The 22,518-nt window shown below is 48.1% G+C and carries 17 protein-coding genes and 1 tRNA gene; 15 read left to right on the top strand and 3 right to left on the bottom strand.

The genetic code is table 11. From position 1 onward, the window contains the following. Positions 1 to 229: 229 nt before the first annotated feature. From ACN083_RS03830 to ACN083_RS03805, 6 genes are all read left to right on the top strand, one after another. Positions 230 to 376, top strand: a complete 147-nt coding sequence (locus ACN083_RS03830; protein WP_419101498.1) for a hypothetical protein — start codon at positions 230 to 232, stop codon at positions 374 to 376. A 2-nt stretch (positions 377 to 378) separates the two neighbouring features. Beyond that, positions 379 to 1,725: a hemolysin family protein gene (locus ACN083_RS03825; protein ID WP_419101497.1), complete on the top strand. Its 1,347-nt coding sequence runs from the start codon at positions 379 to 381 to the stop codon at positions 1,723 to 1,725. Next, entirely contained in the window at positions 1,725 to 2,801 is a 1,077-nt protein-coding gene (locus ACN083_RS03820) for a hemolysin family protein (RefSeq protein WP_419101496.1), read from the top strand. The genes ACN083_RS03825 and ACN083_RS03820 overlap by 1 nt, the downstream gene beginning before the upstream one ends. A gap of 179 nt (positions 2,802 to 2,980) precedes the next feature. After that, positions 2,981 to 4,081 carry a metal ABC transporter solute-binding protein, Zn/Mn family gene (locus tag ACN083_RS03815; RefSeq protein WP_419101495.1) on the top strand — a complete coding sequence of 367 codons (1,101 nt, stop codon included), beginning with the start codon at positions 2,981 to 2,983 and terminating at the stop codon, positions 4,079 to 4,081. Between the two features lie 4 nt (positions 4,082 to 4,085). Beyond that, positions 4,086 to 4,940, top strand: coding sequence for a metal ABC transporter ATP-binding protein (locus ACN083_RS03810; RefSeq protein WP_419101494.1), 855 nt, complete (start codon positions 4,086 to 4,088; stop codon positions 4,938 to 4,940). Further along, a complete protein-coding gene (locus ACN083_RS03805; RefSeq protein WP_419101493.1) occupies positions 4,937 to 5,839 on the top strand; it encodes a metal ABC transporter permease in 903 nt (300 codons plus the stop codon). Before ACN083_RS03810 ends, ACN083_RS03805 begins: the two co-directional genes overlap by 4 nt. Before the next feature lie 24 nt (positions 5,840 to 5,863). Here ACN083_RS03805 and ACN083_RS03800 read toward each other — a convergent pair whose 3' ends face one another. Continuing rightward, positions 5,864 to 6,289 carry a Fur family transcriptional regulator gene (locus tag ACN083_RS03800; RefSeq protein ID WP_419101492.1) on the bottom strand — a complete coding sequence of 142 codons (426 nt, stop codon included), beginning with the start codon at positions 6,287 to 6,289 and terminating at the stop codon, positions 5,864 to 5,866. A gap of 139 nt (positions 6,290 to 6,428) precedes the next feature. Here ACN083_RS03800 and ACN083_RS03795 point away from each other — a divergent pair, with 139 nt between their 5' ends. Both ACN083_RS03795 and ACN083_RS03790 read left to right on the top strand, forming a co-directional pair. Next, positions 6,429 to 7,082 carry an MBL fold metallo-hydrolase gene (locus ACN083_RS03795; protein ID WP_419101491.1) on the top strand — a complete coding sequence of 218 codons (654 nt, stop codon included), beginning with the start codon at positions 6,429 to 6,431 and terminating at the stop codon, positions 7,080 to 7,082. Positions 7,083 to 7,120: 38 nt separating this feature from the next. Continuing rightward, positions 7,121 to 7,519, top strand: coding sequence for an HIT family protein (locus ACN083_RS03790; protein WP_419101490.1), 399 nt, complete (start codon positions 7,121 to 7,123; stop codon positions 7,517 to 7,519). Positions 7,520 to 7,619: 100 nt separating this feature from the next. Here the strand turns inward: ACN083_RS03790 and hrpA are convergent, their stop codons facing one another. Together hrpA and ACN083_RS03780 are read right to left on the bottom strand one after the other, a co-directional pair. Further along, positions 7,620 to 11,870 (bottom strand): ATP-dependent RNA helicase HrpA, encoded by a 4,251-nt coding sequence (gene hrpA / locus ACN083_RS03785; protein ID WP_419101489.1) that lies wholly within the window; start codon positions 11,868 to 11,870, stop codon positions 7,620 to 7,622. 128 nt (positions 11,871 to 11,998) lie between these two features. Beyond that, positions 11,999 to 12,071: transfer RNA gene (locus tag ACN083_RS03780), tRNA-Arg, on the bottom strand. Between the two features lie 203 nt (positions 12,072 to 12,274). On the opposite strand from ACN083_RS03780, the gene argS reads away from it, so the two are divergent. The 7 genes from argS (at position 12,275) to prmC (ending at position 22,479) form a co-directional block, all read left to right on the top strand. Next, complete coding sequence (argS, locus tag ACN083_RS03775; protein ID WP_419101488.1) at positions 12,275 to 13,936, top strand: arginine--tRNA ligase; 1,662 nt, start codon at positions 12,275 to 12,277, stop codon at positions 13,934 to 13,936. Between the two features lies 1 nt (position 13,937). After that, positions 13,938 to 15,425, top strand: coding sequence for a diaminopimelate decarboxylase (gene lysA, locus ACN083_RS03770; RefSeq protein ID WP_419101487.1), 1,488 nt, complete (start codon positions 13,938 to 13,940; stop codon positions 15,423 to 15,425). A 186-nt stretch (positions 15,426 to 15,611) separates the two neighbouring features. Continuing rightward, complete coding sequence (locus ACN083_RS03765) at positions 15,612 to 16,892, top strand: homoserine dehydrogenase (protein ID WP_419101486.1); 1,281 nt, start codon at positions 15,612 to 15,614, stop codon at positions 16,890 to 16,892. A 45-nt stretch (positions 16,893 to 16,937) separates the two neighbouring features. Beyond that, positions 16,938 to 17,942: a homoserine kinase gene (gene thrB, locus ACN083_RS03760; RefSeq protein WP_419101485.1), complete on the top strand. Its 1,005-nt coding sequence runs from the start codon at positions 16,938 to 16,940 to the stop codon at positions 17,940 to 17,942. Between the two features lie 380 nt (positions 17,943 to 18,322). Continuing rightward, the gene (gene rho, locus ACN083_RS03755) at positions 18,323 to 20,362 is read left to right on the top strand and encodes a transcription termination factor Rho (RefSeq protein WP_419101484.1); all 2,040 of its coding nucleotides are present in this window, start codon (positions 18,323 to 18,325) and stop codon (positions 20,360 to 20,362) included. Positions 20,363 to 20,480: 118 nt separating this feature from the next. Further along, positions 20,481 to 21,560, top strand: a complete 1,080-nt coding sequence (gene prfA, locus ACN083_RS03750; RefSeq protein WP_419101483.1) for a peptide chain release factor 1 — start codon at positions 20,481 to 20,483, stop codon at positions 21,558 to 21,560. A gap of 4 nt (positions 21,561 to 21,564) precedes the next feature. Then, on the top strand, positions 21,565 to 22,479 hold the full coding sequence (prmC, locus tag ACN083_RS03745) for a peptide chain release factor N(5)-glutamine methyltransferase (RefSeq protein ID WP_419101482.1): 915 nt from the start codon (positions 21,565 to 21,567) through the stop codon (positions 22,477 to 22,479). Positions 22,480 to 22,518 lie beyond the last annotated feature (39 nt).

Genomic DNA, 22,518 nt, shown 5'->3' with positions numbered 1-22,518 from the left:
ATGCTTGCACCACCAAAAACCTTGGTGGTGTGTGCTTCAACTCAGTTTAGTAATTTTTTACCTGAACTTTCCACCTTGACGCTAATCATTTCGCAATAAAATGTGAACTGGTGCATATTGAACGTGTATGTATGCTCTGTTTCCTCAAGTAGATAGCTACCTCTCACTTTGAAACAGAATGGATGTTCTCAACAATCTTAAGACAACTGCTTTGGTAGAATCTTGTGTCATGGACGAACCTTCTAGTTATCGCCATAGATATATGACCGACGTTTTCACGCTGGAATATAACACTATGAGCGACCAATATTTTAAAGCCCATCATCTGGCCCTACTATCTCAAAGCGCCCGTGCAATGAAGCCGGTGGTGCGTTAGAGATGGAGTGGATATTACTCTTACTAGGGCTTCTACTAATCCTTGGTACAGGTTTCTTTGTTGCCGTAGAATTTTCCCTCGTTGCGCTGGACCAATCCACCGTACAAAAAGAAATCGATAGCGGTGATTCTGGAGGCGAAAAAGTACTCCGTTGCCTCAAATCGCTTTCTACACAGCTTTCAAGCTGTCAGATTGGTATCACCATCACGACACTGCTTACTGGCTACACACTTGACTACGCGATGAAGAGCCTTGTTGTTGACACCATTTCATCGTGGGGATTACCTGATAGCCTGGCAAATATTCTCACACTCATTTTTGCGATGGCCATTGCCACCTTACTTTCGATGATTCTCGGAGAACTCATCCCCAAGAACCTCGCCATCGCCGAAGCCTACAAAGTGGCTCGCGCATTAGCCCCCGCACAATTGGTTTTCACCAAAATCATCTCGCCTTTCGTGCGGTTGATGAACGGCTCTGCCAATAAAATTCTTCACCTCTTTGGGATGGAAGCGAAAGAAGAACTTTCTGGCGCTCGCTCACCTGAAGAACTTTCTTCTATGGTGCGACGTTCAGCTGAACAAGGCGTATTGGATTCTGACACTGCGCGATTTGTTGATAAAACTCTTTCATTTGCTGAACTCACCGCTGCAGACGTGATGACACCACGACGTAAAGTCGTCATGCTAGAAGACGTTGCTAGTGTTGCTGACGTCGTCAAAGCTGCACGCGAAACAGGATACTCGCGTTTTCCTCTCTATCGAGGAGACCAAGATAATGTTGTGGGTGTTGTTCACATTAAACGTGCGGTAAGTGTTCCTCTTGAAATTCGTGAAACTCTGCAAGCGGGAACTTTGATGGAAGATATACTTCAAGTTCCTGAGACTGTTCATCTGGATTCTTTACTGTTACAGCTACGCAATGGTGCACTCCAGTTAGCTATCGTCTTAGACGAATATGGGGGAACCGCTGGCATGGCTACCTTAGAAGACCTCATCGAAGAAATCGTTGGAGAAGTATCTGACGAACATGAGCTTCTTGAAACCGAAGACAGGCCGCTCATGCTCAGTAACGGAGACTGGTTGTTCTCGGGGCTACTTCGACCGGACGAACTCAACGAGTATATTAACATTCTCCATATCGAGGACGACGCCTCCTACGAAACGATGGGCGGATATGTGATGGATCGTCTGGGGCGTATCCCCAAAGTGGGAGATAGTCTTGCTGTCGAACAGGGCTCTTTTAAAATTGAGGCGATGGAACAGCGGCGAGTAGACCGGATTCGTTTTATCCCGCAAGATTCCTACCGTGAAACTACTTTGGCAGCTGCTAACGAGGGTAAAAAATAATGAATGATATTACCGCAATGTTGCTTTTAGTACTGCTTTTAGCCGGTAACGCTTTCTTTGTTGCCGGTGAATTTGCGATTATGTCTACCCGTCGTTCTCAGGTAGAGCCCTTAGCGCAAGCTGGTAATAAGCGAGCGCAAACGGTCCTTTATGCGTTAGAAAACGTTTCTTTGATGTTGGCAACCTGTCAGCTGGGTATTACTGTTTGTTCGTTGTTGATTCTTAACGTTTCTGAGCCTGCTTTGCACCATATGGTTGCTGGCCCGTTGGAGCATTGGGGTGTTCCTCTTGCTGTGGCGGATACTTTAGGGTTTTTGCTTGCTTTGGTGTTGGTGACGTTTTTGCATGTGATTCTTGGTGAAATGGTTCCTAAGAATGCTGCGGTGTCGTTGGCGGCTGAGGGGGTAGCTTTGTGGATTGCTCCACCTTTGGTATGGTTTTCAAAGCTTTTTGGGCCTATTGTCTGGTTTTTAAATAGCATTGCAGACCGTGCGCTTAAGGCGATGAAGGTTGAGCCGAAGGACGAGGTATCTTCTACTTTTACGTTGGATGAGTTGCAGAATATTGTTGCAGAGTCGACGGCTGAAGGAACTGTTGCTGACGGTTCGGGTGTGCTTTCTGGGGCGTTAGAGTTTTCTGAGAAGAAGGTTTCGGAGATTATGATTCTGCCTTCTGCTGTTGTGACGTTACCTCGTTCGAGTACTCCTGAAGATATTGAGCGCGCTGTTGCTCATACTGGTTATTCTCGGTTTTTGATTGAATCGTCAGAGGGTGGCCCGTATCTGGGGTATGTGCATGTTAAAGATGCGTTGTCAGTGGTGGGGGAGCGCCGTAAGGAGGCTATACCGTGGGGGTCTATTCGGCCGATGTCGGTTGTTCCTCCGTCGATGGAAATTGATGATGCTCTTGCTGTGATGCAACGTAAGAGCTGTCATGTGGCACATGTTGCGACTCCAGATAGGGAGTCGTGTGGTGTGTTGTTCTTGGAAGATGTTTTAGAACAGCTTGTAGGTGAGATTAGAGATACGACTCAGGAACATGTGCGTAAGCGTGATATGTCTTCGCGTCGTTCGTAAGTTGGTATAAAAGTTTAAGGGGTAGACCAGTAGTGGTTTACCCCTTTTGCTATATGTTGGTGAGGGGTGTGGGAGTAAAAGTGATGTAGTACTCGTTGTGATGAGCAATGTTTAGCTGATAATAGAGTATGCTAAATGAGAACCATTTTCAGAGGTTTATAGAGTTTGGAGCTTTCACTATGAAAAAGTTTTTGACAGGAATGGCATTTCTTTCTATTGCGTCACTTAGTTTGAGCGCGTGCTCAAACACCGTCGAAAAGAATGAAGAGTCGGCGAAGAACTCCGAAAAAGGCGTTATTAAAGTTGTGACGAGCACTGATGTGTATGCAAATATTGTTGAGAGTATTGGTGGGGATACTGTTGAGGTAACTCCTCTTATTAACTCAACGAGCGAGGATCCTCATTCTTATGAGGCAACTAGTGCTGACCGTTTGAGTGTTAAAGATGCGCAGTTGGTGGTGCTTAACGGTGGTGGCTACGATCAGTTCCTTGAAAATATGGCTGGTCAAGATGATAAAGATCAGAAAGTGCTGAATGCTGTTGAGATTTCTGGTCTTCATAAAGATGATGAACACGGCGACGACCACGAACACGGCGACGACCACGAACACGGCGACGACCACGAACACGGCGATGACCACGCCCACGAACACGGCGACGAGCATGACCACGAACACGGCGATGACCACGCCCACGAACACGGCGACGAGCATGACCACGAACACGGCGACGAGCACGGACACCATCACCACCATCACGGGGACTTTAACGAGCACGTCTGGTATGACTTTGTGGCCATGCAAAAACTTGCGGGAGCTATCGCAGAAGACCTCGCAGAAGAAGCACCCGAGCACGCTGAACAATACCGCCAAGCAGCCGGAAAATTTAAATCAGAGTTGGGAGAACTCATCTCACAAACTCGAGGAATTAATGCTGAAGGCAAAAAATATATTGCAACAGAACCTGTCCCCGGATACCTACTCACCATGGCAGGATTCTCTGACGCAACACCTTCAGAACTAACCTCAGCTGTAGAATCCGGTAGCGACATTGCACCATTAATCATGAACCAGGTTAAAGAAGAACTCCAAGAAAAACAGGTTGGATTCTTCGCCTATAATGAACAGACCTCTTCACCACAAACAGAAGAACTGCTCAAAGACGCTCAGGAAGCACAGATTCCTCATGTATCATTCACCGAAACCCTACCTGAAGGGAAAGACTACCTAGGTTGGATGAAAGAAAACATTGAGAACATCAAAGAATCGCTAACTTCCTAAAAATATGCACAACAACATCACAAAGTCCGCCTCTAAGACTGCTATCACCATTCGCGGAGGCGGACTTTCCTACGGGCAAAGAACTCTCTGGAAAGACCTTGACCTCACAGTTGAACAAGGAGAATACTTTGCAGTACTTGGACCCAACGGCTCCGGAAAATCAACATTCCTCAAAGTTGTTTTGGGACTAGAAATCCTCAGCCAAGGAAAAATCAGCATCCTTGGTTCCCCAGCACGCACCGGACACCCCGGCGTCGGATATATTCCACAACAAAAAATGATGCCGGCACACACCCCGTTACGTGCCCGTGACGTTGTTCGTTTAGGTATCGACGGGCACCGTTGGGGAATACTGACCCACGGGCGGCGAAAAGTACAAGCACGAGTCGAAGAACTTTTAGAAGCTGTCGGCGCAGAAGAATACGCAAACGTTCCCGTAGGACTACTCTCTGGCGGTGAGCAACAACGTATCCGCATAGCCCAAGCACTCGCACATAACCCAAAAATTCTTCTCGCCGATGAAGCCCTACTTTCTCTTGACTTAAACCATCAATACGCTGTTGCTGAACTCATCCACCAATATAATCGCCAACAGCAAGGGACTGTCATCTTCGTAACCCACGAAATAAACCCCATTATTGATCATGTTGATAGAGTCCTCTACCTTGCTAACGGGCGTTTTACGATTGGAACAGTCGAAGAAGTCATGCGCAGTGAAGTGCTGACCAACCTCTATCAGACTCCGGTGAGCGTCATCAAAACAAATGGGCGATATATCGTCGTTGGTGGAGAAAACCATGCGCCAGGGGCAACCGTTGAAGAACACACCCATTGCACTAACTCGGGAGAACTTTCATGATCACCACTCTTGCATATAGTTCCTCCCTGTTCTCACAAATCTTTGTTTTCGACAGGTATGGAGAACTGGTTGAACTGCTCATGCCTTCTATTCTGGCAGGTGCAGTACTAGGACTCATTGGAGGGTTTGTTGGCACCTTCGTCATGATGCGTGACCATGCATTCGCCGTTCACGGTATCGCTGAAATGTCATTCGCCGGTGCAGCGCTGTTTCTCCTGCTGGGATATAACGTCGTCACCGGATCTCTTGTTGGCTCAGTACTCTCTGCCTTATTGATGGGCGTACTCGGTTCGAAAACACATAGTACAAACTCCGTTATTGGTGCATTGATGCCATTTGGGTTAGGAATGGGCATCTTATTTTTGTCCTTATACCCTGGACGTTCTGGTAACAAGTTTTCTCTTCTGACCGGACAAATTGTTTCTGTTGATGAGTCACAACTGAACTACATGATAGTGGGCGCCATCTTTATTATCGGTATTCTTATCGCTATCTGGAGGCCTCTCACCTTTGCTTCTTTAGACCCTGACGTTGCTCGTGCTAAAGGCGTACCACTGCAATTTTTGTCCATGGTTTTTATGCTAGTTTTAGGAGTCGCAGTTGCTCTATCTGTGCAGATTGTAGGGTCTCTACTGGTGCTAGCGCTACTGATTACTCCTGCTGCTGCAGCTTTGCAACTAAGCGCTAACCCGTTAAAAGCGTTAGCATTATCTATTCTTTTTGCCGAGATATCTATTGTTGGTGGCATTATGCTTGCGCTTGCTGGCTCTTTACCGATTAGCCCATACGTTACAAGCATTTCCTTCATCTTGTATCTCGTCAGCCGTGCTATCAGCGCAGTACGCCGCCGTTATAGTGGCTCTGGACGTCGAACCGTGAGCGTACCATCACGGGTATAAATATCGTATAAAACGAGAACTCTGCTAGGGGAGGTCTTTCTTCTGGCATGAGGAACAAACACCGGTTACCTCAATAACATGGTCGATATCTGTATAACCGTATTGTGCACCGACAGCTGTGGCCCAATCCTCAATAGAAGGCGCTTCTAACTCAACTGCAGCACCACAACGGCGGCAGAGTAAATGATGATGGTGATGCTCTACTTCGCATTTACGGTAGATAGATTCTCCATCTTCGGTTTTGAGTACGTCCACCTCACCGTATTCTGCTAAAGATTGCAAAATACGGTACGTTGTTGCTAAAGAAACAGACTCTTGACGTGAGACCATGAGCATATGTAATTCTTGGGCTGAGATAAAATCGTCTAAGCCCTCTAACGTTGCTTTAACAATGCGACGCTGCTTTGTATTACGCACCTCAGGTTTAGCGGTCTGAGATTCAGCCATCATGCTCTAGCCCTTCATATCACCGAAAATATACTTTCAACACCTTACACTAGGGGATATAGATACGCTATATTACGATATTTATCCCCATCTCTAGAATAATCTGAGAGACTATAAAGCACACTCATATTAGGGTGGATACATGAAACTTACGAAATATACTCATTCTTGTGTTCGTCTTGAACACGAAGGAAAAACACTAGTTCTTGACCCCGGAAACTTCTCGGAAGTATCTGAAGCTCTCGAGGGCGCCGACTATTTATTGATTACCCACGGGCATCCTGACCATTATGACCCTGAACGTGTTGACCCTTATCTTCAAGAACATCCTGAGGTGCGTATCTACGCGCCGGCGCCTGTTGCAGAACAGATGTCTCGCACCCTACCTAACTCCCAGATACAGGCTGTAGCTGGTGCAGAAAGCATCACTCTTGACGGTTTTAATATCAAAACATTTGGTGGTCAGCATGCGTTGATTCATCCGCTCATCCCAATGATTCCCAACGTTGGGTACTTTATCAACGATAACTTATACCACCCCGGTGACAATTTTGTTGTTCCTGATGGAGTCAACGTTAAAACGCTCCTTGTTCCGATCCACGCACCGTGGAATAAAATTGGTGAGGTTATTGACTTTGTGGCTTCAGTACGTGCTCCACGTGCCTACCAGATTCATGATTCTTTGTTAGCAGATTCTGGTCGAACCATGATTGGCACACACACGAAGAACTTTGCCGCACGGTATGGAACAGAATTTTCGTTACTTGAACCCAAAGAGAGCGTAGAAATCTCCTAAAGTTTTGACGAACTGCTCAAAGAAAGGCAGAACACCTGATGACCACCATCTTTACAAAAATTATGACCGGCGAACTACCTGGACACATCGTCTATGAAGATGACCAATGCGCAGCATTTTTGACGATTGAACCAGTGAACCCTGGACATACGCTTGTCGTTCCTCGAGAAGAAATAGACCATTGGGTCGACTTGCCTGATGGTCTACGTAACCACCTTTTTGCTGTGGCACAGAAAATTGCACAAGCTCAACGTACAGTATTTGACTCAGAACGTAGCGCCTTGATGATTGCTGGTTTTGAAGTTCCGCATACTCACCTTCACGTATACCCTGCCAATAGCATGGCAGACTTCTCACCCGAAGCTATCCAACGTGACGTTCCGCCAGAAGAACTAGCACAACATGCACAGTCCTTACGTGAGGCCTTAGCAAAATAACTCGCGTCCATATATGCTGTGGGGTGTGGGTAAAACTGACACTAGTTTTACCCACACCCCACAGCATTGAACAGCACGAACCGGTACAACCGTGGATGAGCTAGTTTCGAGAGGATTTTTCTAACGCCTCACGTAAAGCTTTTTTGATACGTTTTTCGGAGACCGTATATGCTGTGCCCAAATTTTGTGCAAAGAAACTGATGCGTAGCTCTTCGGTCATCCAACCAACATCTTTTAACTCTTGGGTAACGTGCGTACCAGCTGGTAAAGATTTAACTGCCTCATCATAGGCATCTTCGAGTTCTTGTACAATGAGCATCTGCTGATGATCTCGATGTAGCTGAGACCCTAACTTTTCAAGACGGCGTGAAATACCTTGAAGATAGCGCGGAATATGCGCTAAATGCTGATACCCCGTTTGAGCGACAAACCCCGGGTAAACAAGATTCTCCTGCTGAGATTTCATATCGCTCACAGCATGGATGACCGATAAAGAGGTAGCCTTCTTTAACATTTTCTGTACAGCAGTAGACTCACGAAGAATATCTGCAACAAGCTTCGTAACCTCAAAGACAGTATCTATTAAATCGGCTCGTACACGATCATAAAGTATCTGATACTCAGCTTTCGTCCATGGCGGGTTTTCTGGGGTGAGATAATCGATAGCAGCTGCTAAACAATCTTGAACCAACTGATCTACCGAACCGTGCGGATTCTGGGTAAAAATCAGTTTCTCCTGATGCGAAAGATGATCGCTAACATAACGAAGTACCGACGGTAACTCAAGACTTAGAAGCCGTATGACCGCTTGACGTTGTGAGGAGCAGGCCTCCACCTCCTGTGAAAAAATCTGCAAACCAACGCTCTTGTGCTGATCGGTAAGAGCCGGATACCCCGTAACCTGTTGGGTTGCAATAGTGCGAGTTATTGTTCGCGGAAAATCTTCTTCTGGCCAGTGCAACAGACCTGAACGTTCACGAACTGAACTATCAGAAGCTGTCGAATCTCCTTGGCTCTCAGCGCCAGCTTTCTTCTGTGATGATGGCTTGGGCACTGAAGATTGTGCAACCGTATGAGCCGTTTTGCCTAGAGCAGTAAGTGCCGCAATATCCTCAACACTAGCTCCTAATGACTGGGCTAACGCGTTTCGTACCTGTTCATGAAGAGAGCTTTGCAAAGCAAGAAGGTCTTTTCCTTCTCCTACGATAACGTTCTGATGATTACGCACCTGGAACGTGAAACGTAGATGTTCAGGTATCTTCTGCTGATCAAAGTCTTCGGGCTGCACAGGCACTGAACGCAACTGTTTAAGACACCGCGCCACGGACTGGTCAAAAACATCTTCTATCGGAGAAAATTCTTCGTCTAAAAGTTTTATGACCTGGCGAGCAACGTCTGGTGCTGGAACAAAATTCTTGCGAATCTGTTTTGGTAATGAACGAATTAATGCTGTGACTAGTTCTTCACGAAGACCGGGAATAAGCCATTGGAAAGGTTCTGGGGTGAGCTGGTTCAAAAAGAGTAACGGTATCTGCACCGCAATACCATCAGTATGCGCAGATGATGCTGTATCGACGGGGTGAGGGGCGTACTCATATCGTAAATCGAGGTGTAGCTCACCACCGTCTGTGGTGACGGTCCACGTTCGGGGGAACTGGCTTTCATCGTAATCGGCTGCTTCGTGGTCGATGAGGTGGTCGGTCGAAAAATCGAGAAGGTGTTCGTTGCGAGTACGTTCTTCTTTCCACCACCGATCAAAATGTCGTGCTGAGACCACATGGGCAGGAATACGCTGGTTGTAGAAATCAAAGAGAGCTTGGTCATCGACACGTAAATCTCGTCGTCGAAGACGCGTCTCTAATTCTTCAATATCGGCTAAAGCGCGTTGATTACGTTTGAAGAAACGATGTCGTGTCTTCCAGTCGCCTTCAACAAGTGCTGAGCGAATAAATATCTCGCGACATAATTCTGGGTCAATACGAGAGTACTGAACTTTACGGTCAGCAATAATAGGCAACCCCAGTAATGTTACTTTCTCGTGAGCGAGGACGGCACCAGCAGCAGCTGACCAATGAGGGTCATCATATTGTCGTTTAACGAGGTGCGAGCCGACTTCTTCCACCCATTCTGGGGATATTTTGGCGTTGGTTCGAGCCCATAGTTTTGATGTTTCTACAAGTTCTGCACCAACCACCCATTCTGGTTTTTTTGAGAATAGTGACGAGGCAGGGAAAATATGGAAACGTGTTCCTCTGACTCCACGATATTCTCCGCGTGTGCGCTCATCTTTTAACCCGATATGAGAGAGCAAACCCGAAAGAACACTCTTGTGCAAATTCTCTTCATGTGCTGCCGGCTCAATGATGCGCCCAGCGCTGACCTTAATCTTTGCTTCTTGGGCAATATCGCGTAGCTGCGCAAAGAGATCTTGCCATTCTCGAACTCTCAAAAAGTTGATATGTTCGCGGTGACAAAGCTTTCTAAACTGTGATGAGGAAAGTTCTTCTTGCTGCTCATGCAGATACTGCCATAACAGTAAGAAACTGGAAAAATCAGAGTTATCGTCGACAAAACGGCGGTGGAAAGTATCTGCTTGTGCGCGCTGTTCGTAGGGACGTTCTCGAGGGTCTTGAATGGTCAACGCAGCAGCAAGAACCATCATCTCTTTAGCACATCCACGTTTTTGAGCTTCAACTATCATACGGCTCAAACGCGGGTCTAAAGGAAGCTTAGACATGGCACGCCCGATAGCGGTCAGTGGTGAGGAACCGCGACGTCGGCTATGAGAATGTTTCATACTTAACGCGCCGAGCTCTCTCAATAAGGCGACGCCGTCGTTGATGGCTCGACTCTCAGGTTTCTGGACAAATGGGAAACGCTCAATATCCCCAATGGACTGAACTACACCCATAGCGCTCATATTGAGGATGACGGCGGCGAGGTTAGTGCGTAGAATCTCGGGGTCTGTGAATTCTGGGCGTGAAAGAAAATCCTCTTCAGAGTAGAGACGTATCGCAATACCGGCACTGGTACGGCCACTACGACCAGAACGCTGTTGTGCGCTCGCCTGCGATATTCTTTCAATGGGCAGACGCTGCACTTTAGTTCGTGCTGAGTATCGTGAGATTCTTGCCGTGCCCGTATCAATCACATAGGTGATACCCGGTACTGTTAGCGATGTCTCTGCTACGTTTGTTGCCAGTACAATACGAGGTTTTGAACCGGTACGGAAAATACGATTTTGCTCTGTTAAAGAGAGCCGAGCATATAACGGTAAAACTTCGTAGCGGGGCAGTTGAGGGGTGTTACGGACAAGCTGTTCAATAGCTTCTTGAGCATCTCGAATCTCTCGTTCTCCGGCGAAAAAGATGAGGATATCCCCGTTCCCTTCACGTGATAGCTCAACGATGCCGTCGAGAATACCGTCGATAGGGTCTCTATCTTCTGTTGCTAGGTCTTCGGAGTCTTCGTCAGGGTGTTCTGCCTCTTCTGATAACGGGCGATACCTGATTTCAACAGGGTAGGTTCTTCCCGAGACTTCGATAATTGGTGGCGCATGAGGGGGTAGCTCGTCGTCGGCGCTGAGTTCTTCTGCACAAAAGTGTCGGCTAAAACGTTCTGGGTCAATAGTTGCCGAGGTGATAATCACCTTCAAATCTGGCCGTTTGGGAAGAATCTGTTTGAGATACCCGAGGATAAAGTCGATGTTAAGGCTACGTTCGTGTGCCTCGTCGATGATGATAACAGAATACTTTGTTAGCAGCTTATCGTGATGTATCTCTGCAAGGAGGATACCGTCAGTCATTAATTTGATGGCAGAAGTATCGCTCACCTGTGAGGTGAAACGTACCTGATAACCGACGGTGTGACCGAGCTCTTCACCTAACTCTTCGGCGATACGCTCTGCTACCGAGCGCGCTGCAATACGTCGTGGTTGGGTATGACCGACCATGCCGTATTCTGCTAATCCCATTTCTAAACAAATTTTAGGTAGCTGAGTTGTTTTACCTGAACCAGTTTCACCAGCAACAATCACAACTTGGTGAGAGCGAATGGCATCGATGATTTCTTGTCGTTGCGTACAAACTGGAAGGTCTGCAGGGTAGGTGATACTTTCTGGTGCAATAACTCGCCGTGGCTTTGGTGGCTGCTTTGCCCCCTGCGATGATGAACGGCGGGAACGCCGTGTATTCTTTGGGGCACCAGATTTACTTGTACCGCGAGATGAACGATGAACGTTCTTGTGTGACTCTTGTGCCGATGAGCTGCTCATACGGGTCGGGGCGTGATGAATAGTAGCGGCAAGAGCGCTTAAAGAAGGGGCTTGAGGCGAAGTTTTTTTCTCAGACATGGGTACGCAACTTTAGGTGATGTTCAAAGTGGGGCGGTAGAAACCTTGACAGCTTGATTCTTTGTAACGGTGAATCACATTGGATAGTTTTTTGTGGTTGAGAGAAGTATCTTTGGGGAAGAAAAAAGTGCCCCCGAAAGGATTCGAACCTTCGACACCCAGCTCCGGAAACTGGTGCTCTATCCACTGAGCTACGGGGGCACGGTGCTACATCGTCTACGGACGATGGATGCAACGACTATCCACGATACCAGAAGCACCCGAGGAAGACGATATTTGCGATGAACAATTTAGGTGCAATATCAACAACACCAAACATCTAAAAGTGGGGAGGAGACGCCGAATCTACGATTTACCCTATAGAGAAACTTGGCTCACCGATACTTTTAGGTAAACTTATCAGCATGACACCTGAAGAACTCTCAACGGCAATTGCACAAATCCTCTCTAACACCGTTAACGCTGGTGAACTAACCCTCAACGGTGAAGAACAACTTCCCACCGTTAAAGTGGAACGACCAAAGAACCGTGAACACGGCGACTGGGCGACCAATATCGCTCTGCAACTTGCTAAAAAAGTGGGTAAAAATCCTCGAGAAGTTGCACAGATTCTCTCTCAACCCATATCAGATATTTCAGGTGTCGCATCAGTAGACATCGCAGGCCCCGGATTCTTAAACATTGTCCTCGAAGCAGGCGCAGCAGGAGAACTTGCACGCACCATCGTCACAGCTGGAGAAGCCTTCGGACACAACGACACCCTCGCCGGAAAAACCATTAACCTCGAATATGTTTCCGCTAACCCCACTGGACCTATCCACCTTGGTGGTACCCGTTGGGCTGCGGTAGGAGATTCTCTCGCACGTATTCTCGAAGCTCAAGGCGCAAACGTTGTACGAGAATACTACTTCAACGATCACGGCAACCAGATTAACCGTTTCGCACGTTCCCTTCTTGCTTCCGCACGAAACGAACCTGCACCCGAAGACGGTTACGGTGGAAACTACATCTCTGAAATTGCTCAGGACATTCTCAAAACTCATCCTCATGCTCTTGAGAGTGAAGACCCCCAAGAAGTGTTCCGCGCTGAAGGCGTCGAACTCATGTTCTCCCAAATCAAACGCTCTCTGAAAGAGTTTGGTGTGGAATTTGATGTGTTCTTCCACGAGAACTCCCTCTTCGAATCTGGAAAAGTCGATGAGCTCCTCGAAAAGCTCAAAGAATCATCAAACCTGTACTTCGCTGATGGTGCATGGTGGCTCAAATCTACCAGTTACGGTGACGATAAAGATCGCGTCGTCATCAAATCTGACGGGAACGCCGCCTATATCGCCGGAGACATCGCCTACTTCCAAGATAAGATTCACCGTGCACAAAACCCCGCAGACATCGCCATTTACATGCTTGGTGCAGACCATCACGGGTACACTGCACGTCTTAAAGCTGCTGCCGCCGCACTTGGCGATGATCCACATCGCGTCGAAGTGATGATTGGCCAGCTCGTCAATCTCGTCAAAGATGGAAAACCTGTACGTATGTCTAAACGTGCCGGAACCATCGTCACCCTTGAAGACCTCGTCGAAGCAGTTGGAGTAGACGCCGCACGCTACACCCTGACACGCTACTCTGTGGATTCAAATATTGATATTGACCTTGATCTACTCACCAAGCAGAGCAACGAAAACCCCGTATTCTACGTTCAATACGCACACGCTCGTACCTGCGCTGTCGCACGTAACGCAGAACTTGCCGGGGTGAACACCGACCTCTTTGACCCACAAGCGCTTGACTCTGAACTCGACGCTCAGCTCCTTGGCGTGCTCGGAGAATACGCTAACACCGTCAAAGAAGCAGCGCTCTTCCGTGAACCTCACCGTGTAGCACGTTACGCCGAAACATTGGCTGGAACATACCATCGCTGGTACGGTGCTTCACGTGTCGCACCACGTGGTGACGAAGAAATTACCGCCGTACATAGCAGTCGCTTGCTCCTTAACAACGCCACCGCACAGGTGCTTCACAACGCGCTATACCTGCTGGGTGTAACCGCACCAGAAAGAATGTAACGTGAGCGACCAAACACCTCTCTACGCGCCGTCGTGGCTACAAATGCCCGAACACCCAGAAGTTCTTGAACCTACCATTTGGGAGCAAAACTTTTCACGGGCAGAATCTGGCGAACTCCTCGTCGACGGAACACCGGTTGAACAGCTGCGTGAACGTTTCGGCACTCCACAATACGTTTTTTCGGAGTCTGTTTTTCGTCGGCGCGCTCGCACCTTTAGAGTTGCTTTTGAGCAAGCTTTTGAAGCAGTCGGGGCGCCGGTATCTATCTACTATGCTGGTAAGTCTTTTCTGTGTAGCGCTGTTGCTCACTGGGCAGATGACGAAGGGCTTTACCTTGATACTGCTTCGGGCGGGGAACTTGCTTTAGCTATCCGTGCCGGTGTGCCGGCACATAAAGTTGCTTTACACGGTAATAACAAGTCTGACGCTGAGATTCGTCGTGCTTTAGAGTACGGTGTTGGTCGTATCGTCGCTGATTCTGTGCCTGAAGTTCAGCAGATTGCTCGGATTGCTGAATCGATGGGTGTTATTGCGCCGGTACTTTTGCGTTTGACTCCTGGTGTTCATGCCTCAACTCATGATTTCATTGCAACCGCACACGAAGATCAAAAATTTGGTCAGTCGTTGGTGTCTGGAACAGCTGAACTGAGCGGGTTAGATTCGCAGACGTTAACCGGTTTGGGTATCGGCCAAGAAGATTCTTATGCCACGGTTGCAGCGGTGTTAGCTCATCAAAGCCAACACCTTGATTTTCGTGGTGTGCATTGCCATATTGGGTCGCAAATTTTTGAGGCAGATGGTTTTATCGCTGCTGCCACAAAGGTGCTTGAATATATGCAATATCTGAATCAGCGTCTAGGTATCAACCTTGCTGAGCTTGACTTAGGTGGCGGTTACGGTATTGGGTACACCTGCTCAGATACTCCGCGTGAAGCTGAACATATTGCTCAAGAACTAGCAGATTCTATTGCGCAAACGTGTGCGCGTCTGTCGATGCCTATTCCTCATATGAGTTTTGAACCGGGACGTTCTATTTCTGGTCCTTCTGGAATGACTTTATACACGGTAGGAACGGTCAAAGACGTTGCTGTTGAAGACGAGAATGGTCAGACGCGTGTCCGCCGGTATGTGTCGGTAGACGGTGGTATGAGTGATAACGCTCGTCCAGTCTTGTATGAAGCAGACTATACGGCAGTTTTAGCGAATCGTGCTCCCATGGGGGAGCAGGTGCTTTCTCGTGTGGTCGGTAAGCATTGCGAATCGGGAGATGTTGTGGTGCGTTATGTTTATCTTCCGCAAGATATCCGTTCCGGCGACATGTTGGCTGTTCCGGCAACTGGTGCGTATTGCTATGCGTTGAGCTCAAACTACAACTATTTGACGCGTCCGCCGGTGGTTTCTACAGCGACTTATAGAGAGCCATCTGTGATTGTTCGCGGTCAAAGCGAAGATGAGATGCTTTCTTATGATGTAGGAATAACACAATAGTTGATGTTGATTCATATAACGACATAAAAGAACGCACTGCCGTAACGCTTGGATATCTCTAAGCTAAGGCGTGCGTTCTTTTGTAGAACCTGCAAGAATAACGATAGTTGATGAGCGCTTCTCTCCTGTGATGGGGAAGGAGACGATACACCCCTTATCCATAGAAAGATTGGTGAGTTGTACCCGATGAAAAAGATTAAGGTAGCCCTTTTAGGAGCGGGTACTGTTGGTTCTCAAGTTGCTCGTATTCTTTTAGAGGACGCTGTTTCCTTAGGACAGCGTATCGGTGCTGATATTGAGCTTATTGGTATTGCTGTACGTGATGTAACGAGTTCTCGTGATTGGAATGCTCCTGCATCGTTGTATACAACTGATGCGGAATCATTGATTGACGCTGCGGATGTTGTGATTGAGCTTACCGGCGGTATTGAGCCGGCGCGTACTCGTATTCTTCGTGCTCTTAACGCTGGTAAGTCTGTGGTCTCTGGCAACAAGGCTTTATTGGCGCAGCATGGTGCTGAGCTTCAAGCAGCAGCGAAGGCTAGCGGCGCTCAGCTTTCGTATGAGGCAGCCGTTGCTGGTGCTATCCCTATTCTGCGTCCGTTACGTGATTCTCTTGCGGGGGATCAGATTCAACGTGTTTTGGGCATTATGAATGGGACGACTAACTACATTCTTGATCAGATGGATACCACTGGGGCGCAATTTTCTGATGCTTTAGCGCAGGCACAAGAGCTTGGCTATGCAGAGGCTGATCCGACGGCTGATGTTGAAGGTCTTGATGCTGCTGCTAAGGCTGCAATTGTGGCGTCGTTGGCGTTTCATTCTGAGTTTACGCTGGCAGATGTACATTGTGAGGGTATTAGTGCTATCACTGCGGAGGACGTTCAGGCTGCCGCATTAGATGGGTATGTTATTAAACTTTTGGCTATTTGTGAGCGTCAAGGTGAGGGGATTAATATTCGTGTTAGTCCTACGCTTGTTCCGCGTGAGCATCCTTTAGCGTCTGTGCATGATGCGTATAATGCGGTGTTTGTTCAGGCTCGTGACGCCGGTGAGCTGATGTTTTATGGGCCTGGTGCAGGCGGTGCTCCGACTGCCTCTGCCGTGTTAGGTGATTTTGTGTCGTTAGCGCGACGTATGGTTCTTGGAGGATCAGGCGTCCCAGAGTCTACCTATGCTGGTTTGTGTGCTGTTGGTATGGACGAAGTGGTGACTCGTTTTGCTATTGGTTTGCGGGTTGAAGATAAGCTCGGTGTTCTAGCTAATGTTTCGCGTATTTTTGCTGAGCATGGGGTTTCGTTGCAGGCTGTGCGTCAGGTGAAAGATCGTTCGGGGGATTCTGCGGTGATTCGTTTGGTTACTCACCGTGCAAGTGATATTTCGGTACGCCGGACGATGGCTGTTGTGGATTCTCTTGAGAGTGTTCGCGAGATTATTTCTGTTGTGGCGGTAGAAGGGGAGTAATTTTTCCTTGTGTGCTGTTGTGTTTGTGGAGAAAGTGTGACTTCTATGCCTGTTTCTTCTGGTATTTCACGTGGTTTCGTGGCGGATTATATTCCGGTGGGTCGGCGCGTTAGTGTTCGTGTTCCTGCTACGAGTGCTAACTTGGGGCCGGGCTATGACTCGTTGGGTGTGGCATTGTGTCATTACGATGAGTTGGAGGTGACCCGCATTTCTGAGGGCTTAGAATTTGATATTTGTGGTGCTGGTTCTCAGAGTGTGCCTCGTGATAGTTCTCATCTAGTGGTTCGAGCGATGATGAGGCTGTGGGAGGCTGTCGGTTTAGAGGGGTTGCCTGGTCTTCATCTTCGGGCGAAGAATAATATTCCTCATTCTCGAGGTTTGGGCTCTTCTGCTGCTGCCATTGTTTCTGGTGTGTATGCGGCTAATGCGTTGTTGCCGGAGTCTTTGCGTAAGGGTGCTGCCGAACTTTTGACGATTTGTTCGGATATGGAGGGGCACCCCGATAATGTTGCTCCTTGTTTAGAGGGTAATTTTGCGTTGTCGTATGGTGAGTTGGGGCAGTGGCATACGTTGAATGTTGCTGTGCATGAAGAAATTTTTCCGGTGGTTGCGATTCCAGAGTATGAGGTGTCTACTGCTAGTGTTCGGGCGTTGATTCCGGAGGTTGTGAGCCATCGTGATGCTGCGGTAAATTCTGCGCGTACGGGGTTATTGACTCAATCTTTGCATGCTTATCCGGAGCATCTTTTTGCGGCGACCGAGGATTTGTTGCATCAGCAGTATCGTGCTGATGCGATGCATCCGTCGTATGAACTGGTGTGTTTTTTGCGTGAGCGTGGGTACTGTGCGGTGATTTCTGGTGCTGGACCGACGGTGATGGTTTTGGGCCGTTCGATGTCGGAGCGTAGTGAGGTGATGGATGCTATTGCTGAGGGCCTTGAGCGTTCTGATATTGGCGAATATGGGTCAGAAAAGCTTTTTTGGCGTGTATTACCTGTAGATATTGATAGAGAAGGTGCTATAGTTACTGGAGAAGAAACCGTTATCTGACCTCTTATGGTGAAGAAAAATGGTGTTTCTTTGACACAAGGCGGGATAGCTAAGAAGCAGCTATTTCGTGTTTTATGTTGTAAAGTGCTGATATTTTGTAATGGAAGACTTTACGATTCGTATGCGTTTTCAAGCATGTGCATAGCCGTGCGCTTGGACGTCTAACTTTCACATGACATTCTCTTGAGAAACTCTTTTCCTTGTTTTCTTGGAATATTGTGTCTGCCCTATCACCAACTTTTTCGATGTCGGTGTGTGGTGTGTGCGGATGCATGTGGGTTAACTATTCACTGGGCTATCTGATGTCTGGTGTGGCACTTATTCTGTTGTGCCGATCATTACCGAATCTTATTTCGAATATCGAGGGGGAAGGAACCTTCTTGGCTGAAACTACCGACCGTACCGCTGGTGCGGAGGAAACTAAATCGCCGTCTTTGAGCACTCTCAAACTTACTCAGCTTCAATCTCTAGCAGTACAGCTAGGTATTACGGGTGCACGACGTATGCGTAAATCTAATCTTGTTGAAGCTATTTCTAACCATCAGCGTGGTGGTGCAATGGCTGAGCGCGAAGAGCAAAGTGCTGAATCTCAGGAGCAGAAACCTGCTAAAGCTCAAAAAACTACTCGTAAGCGTACCGTCCGTGGTGCAAAGAAGGTTGAGGAATCTTCTGCTGCTGAGGTAGAGACTTCTAGCGAAGCGGGTGAAGCAGATTCTGCTCAGCCGTCAAAGACCGAGAAGAGTGAAAAGAAAACTACGCGTCGTCGTTCTTCCCGTAACGCTCAGGAGAAGAGCCTTTCACCGTCTTCTGAAGAATCTTCAGCTCAGGAGCAAGAGAATGGGGAGGCGGGGGAGTCTGAGAAGACTACTCGCCGTACTCGTACTCGTACTGATCGTCGCCGTAAGGGTTCTGAGCAGAAGCATGATGAGAAGAAGAATGTTTCTTCTGAAGAGGTAGAGAATACTTCTGCTGAGGATGTTTCTGTTGCTGATGAGAGTTCAGAACGTTTTGAGGATGATGAGCGTCCTCAGCGTAAGCGTACTCGTAATCGTCATGACCGTAACGACCGTGACCGTGGAGACCGTAACGACCGTGACCGTGAGCGTGGAGACCGTGACCGTAACGACCGCGAGCGCGAAAATTCACATGGTCCTGATGAAGACCGCCGTGGACGCAACCGAAACAACCGACGCGAACGCCAAAACGAACGTCGCAACCGGAACAACCGACGCCATCACAATGATTACGACGAACCAGAAATCAGCGAAGACGATGTACTCGTTCCTGTCGCCGGTATCTTAGATGTCCTCGAAAACTATGCGTTTGTACGTACCTCCGGATACCTCCCCGGACCTTCTGACGTCTACGTTTCACTCAATCAAGTCAAACGATACGGGCTACGTAAAGGCGATGCTATCGTCGGTGCTATCCGCGCTCCTCGTGAAAACGATAAGCACAACAACCGTCAAAAGTTTAACGCGCTACTACAGCTGACCTCTATCAATGGTCTTGACCCTGAGACTTCAAAGAACCGTCGTGACTTTAGCAAACTTACCCCGCTATACCCTCAAGAACGTCTACGTCTTGAAACCGATGCGAAGAAACTGGGCACCCGTGTGGTTGACCTCATTGCACCGATTGGTAAAGGACAGCGTGGATTGATTGTCTCACCTCCTAAAGCAGGTAAGACTCTCATGCTTCAGTCCATCGCTAATGCGATTACGACTAATAACCCTGAAGTTCACTTGATGATGGTGCTTGTTGATGAACGTCCTGAAGAGGTCACCGACATGCAGCGCACTGTCAAGGGTGAAGTGATTGCTTCGACCTTTGACCGTCCCGCAGATGACCACACAACCGTTGCTGAACTCGCTATTGAACGCGCAAAGCGCCTTGTTGAACAGGGGCTGGATGTTGTTGTTCTACTTGACTCGATGACTCGTTTGGGACGTGCCTATAACCTTTCAGCGCCGACTTCTGGTCGTATCCTCTCTGGTGGTGTAGACTCTGCGGCACTGTACCCACCTAAGAAATTCTTCGGTGCAGCACGCAACATTGAAGAAGGCGGCTCCTTGACCATTCTTGCCACCGCATTGGTTGAGACTGGTTCTAAGATGGATGAGGTCATCTTCGAAGAGTTCAAAGGCACTGGCAACATGGAATTGCGTCTATCTCGTCAGCTGGCAGATAAGCGAATTTTCCCTGCGGTGGATGTTACCTCTTCGGGTACTCGCCGTGAAGAGAATCTTCTTTCACCAGAAGAAATTAAGATTATGTGGCGTTTGCGTCGTGTTCTTGCTGGTCTGGAACAAGAGCAGGCTCTTGGCGTACTCACCTCAAAGCTACGCGAAACCCAATCAAATGTTGAGTTCCTTTTGACCGTTCAAAAGTCCGGTTTGGGAACGAATACAGGAGACTAGAGATAGTTGGTGTGTGCCGTCTTTTGATGAGACGGCACACACGTATCATATCGACCACTATTATTTGCACTAAAAGTCGAGGGATGGACGCTCTCGCGGATAGTAAAGAAGGCATATTTTGTACGAAATTCAGTCTCTGCTTGATGAGCATGCTGATCTTCAGAAACAACTAGCAGACCCAGCAGTTCACGCAGATCAGGGTAAAGCCCGTAAACTGGGGCGACGCTATTCTGAGTTGAACGGTATCGTTGAGGCTTATCATCGTGTCAACACTTTGACTGAAGACTTGCAAGCAGCTCAAGAAATGGCTTCCGAAGACCCAGACTTCGCTGAAGAAGTCCCTGTTCTACAACAACAACTTGACGAGGCCTCCGAAAAATTACACCGTCTTCTCATTCCTCGTGACCCTGACGATGGACGTAACGTCATCCTTGAAGTCAAAGGCGGAGAAGGCGGAGACGAAGCAAGTCTTTTCGCTGCAGACTTGTTACGCATGTATTCTCGTTATGCTGAGTCTAAGGGTTGGAAGACAGAGATTATTTCTTCGACGAGCACCGACGTCGGCGGTTATAAAGATGTTCAGGTTGCTATTAAAGGGCAGTCAACAGACCCTGCAGAGGGTGTTTGGGCACATCTCAAGTACGAAGGCGGTGTGCACCGTGTTCAGCGTGTTCCCGCTACTGAGTCTCAAGGACGTATTCACACCTCAGCTGCCGGTGTTTTGGTATTCCCTGAAGTGGATGAGCCTGAAGAAATTGAGATTAACCAGAATGATTTGAAGATTGACGTGTATCGTTCTTCTGGTCCTGGTGGTCAGTCAGTGAACACAACAGACTCTGCTGTGCGTATTACTCACTTGCCTACTGGCATTGTAGTAGCTATGCAGAATGAGAAGTCTCAGATTCAAAACCGTGAAGCGGCGATGCGTGTGTTGCGTGCTCGTCTTCTGGCATGGCAGCAAGAACAGATTGATGCTGAGAATGCTGAAAAGCGTCATTCTCAGGTGCGTACCATGGATCGTTCTGAACGTATCCGCACCTATAACTTCCCTGAGAACCGTATTGCTGATCACCGTACTGGATATAAGTCCTATAACCTTGATGCGGTACTTAACGGAGACCTCGAAGCGGTAGTTCAGTCTGCTATTGCCATGGACGAAGCGGCTCGTCTGGAGCAGTTAGGTCAGGAAGAGAACTAGATTCTTGAGTTCAGAGTTTATGCTTATGCCCGATGAGGAGCTTGATTCCGCTCTTCGTCGGGCATCGGCGCACTTAGCAGAAGCTGGAATCGATCAGGCTGAGGCTGATGCTCAGCTACTTGTAGCGCATCTTCTGGAACAAGAAACCGGAGAGGTTATTTCTCGCGGGAGAGTTCAAGCCTTAGCGTTAGTGGGTGCGCCTGTTCCTGCCGGATACGAGGAACTGGTGTCTTTACGGGCTGAGCGGATTCCGTTGCAGCATCTTACCGGTGTTGCGTATTTCCGTTCTCTTAAATTGTCTGTTGGGCCTGGTGTTTTTATTCCTCGTCCTGAAACAGAACTTCTTGTCGAACACGCTTTAGGGCGTGTAGATAGGTTACGTTCTGTTATAGATTCTCCTATCCGTATTCTTGATTTGTGTACTGGTTCTGGTGCTATTGCGGCGGCTTTGGCAACAGAACGACCTCATGTAGAGGTGACAGCTGTTGAGCTGAGCGATTTGGCGTATGCTTGGGCAGAGCGTAATCTTCAAGGAACGGGCGTTCGCTTGGTGCAAGCTGATGCCAGAGATGCTCTCGAGGGAGAAGAGGGGAGCTACGATATTGTTGTTAGTAATCCTCCGTATATCCCTGAGAACGCTATTCCGTGTGATGTGGAAGTCCGTGAACACGACCCTCATATGGCGCTTTATGGTGGTAGTGAGGACGGTATGAGAATTCCGCGGGCTATTGCCTCTCGGGCTTTTGAACTTCTGAAGCCTGGTGGGTATTGCATCATGGAGCATGCTCAGACTCAGCGTGAGGTGATGGTTGAGACTTTTGAGTCTTTAGGGTTCAACGCTATTGAATCTATTGACGATTTAGCCTCTCGTGCACGACATACTGCCGGTGAGAAACCGAATTATTCGCAGAATAATTAAGAGAATATCCGTAGAGTTCTTTGAGAACATGAGAGAATA

Origin of the sequence: Rothia sp. CCM 9418, assembly GCF_048512825.1 — a bacterium.
Classification (GTDB): domain Bacteria; phylum Actinomycetota; class Actinomycetes; order Actinomycetales; family Micrococcaceae; genus Rothia.
This window is presented reverse-complemented; position numbering and strand designations above follow the sequence as displayed.